At 54.4% G+C, this 995-nt stretch carries 2 tRNA genes and 3 rRNA genes; all 5 read right to left on the reverse strand.

Features of this window, described 5'->3' with window-relative positions:
* Window positions 1-127, reverse strand: a 23S ribosomal RNA gene (locus GE107_RS26245); the annotation flags it as partial.
* Between the two features lie 240 nt (window positions 128-367).
* A tRNA-Ala gene (locus GE107_RS26250) sits at window positions 368-443 on the reverse strand.
* Between the two features lie 32 nt (window positions 444-475).
* Window positions 476-552: transfer RNA gene (locus GE107_RS26255), tRNA-Ile, on the reverse strand.
* A 39-nt stretch (window positions 553-591) separates the two neighbouring features.
* Window positions 592-708: ribosomal RNA gene (rrf, locus tag GE107_RS26260) — 5S ribosomal RNA — on the reverse strand.
* A gap of 179 nt (window positions 709-887) precedes the next feature.
* Window positions 888-995 (reverse strand): 16S ribosomal RNA (locus tag GE107_RS26265); the annotation flags it as partial.

Below are 995 nucleotides of genomic sequence, written 5' to 3' on the forward strand. Positions count from 1 at the left end.
GTTTCCCCATTCGGAAATCTCCGGATCAAAGCCCACTTACGGCTCCCCGAAGCATATCGCTGTTCGTCGCGTCCTTCGTCGGCTCCTGGCGCCTAGGCATCCACCGTGCGCCCTTATTAGCTTAACCTAGCTCCGGATTATCGTTTGTGCCTTCGATTCCTCCCTCGTTAACGCTCCCATTAGAATGGGTTCGAACTCGGTCGAAAAACTCAGTCAAAACGATAATCTCTCCGCTTGCAGCTAAACCTTAAGGTTTGCTTCGATGATGTTTCATCAGCGGCATGCAACTTACCCAGCAGCGTTAGCTGCGGTCAGTTGCGTGGATGTTTCGTTTCGCTATCCAGTTTTCAAGGTGCAAAGATTCTAATGGTGGAGACGAGGAGGATCGAACTCCTGACCCCCTGCGTGCAAGGCAGGTGCTCTCCCAGCTGAGCTACGTCCCCATACAGTGGACCCCGGTTAAGGGATATGAAATTGGTTGGCCTTAGTGGACTCGAACCACCGACCTCACCCTTATCAGGGGTGCGCTCTAACCAGCTGAGCTAAAGGCCAATATTCATCAGGCCATGAAAAAGACCCAAATATGGGCCTGCCTGGCGGCGTCCTACTCTCCCAGGACCCTGCGGTCCAAGTACCATCGGCGCTGGAGGGCTTAACGGTCGTGTTCGGGATGGGTACGCGTGGAACCCCTCCGCCATTGCCACCAGACAGGTTGTATTCGGTTGAAGAAGCATTTCGGGGTCCCCGCAAAGGAATCGGAATCAGCTGCGAAGCTTATCGTCACTTTGTGGGGATTAGAAACTTGCCCCTTCAAAACTGAACTCGAGCGTAATACGTACCACCCTGCGAGCAGGTGTGGATTTTCATTGCCCCGAAGGGCTCCTTAGAAAGGAGGTGATCCAGCCGCACCTTCCGATACGGCTACCTTGTTACGACTTCACCCCAATCATCTACCCCACCTTCGGCGGCTGGCTCCTTGCGGTTACCCCACCGAC

The organism is Cohnella sp. CFH 77786, from assembly GCF_019400745.1.
GTDB lineage: Bacteria > Bacillota > Bacilli > Paenibacillales > Paenibacillaceae > Cohnella.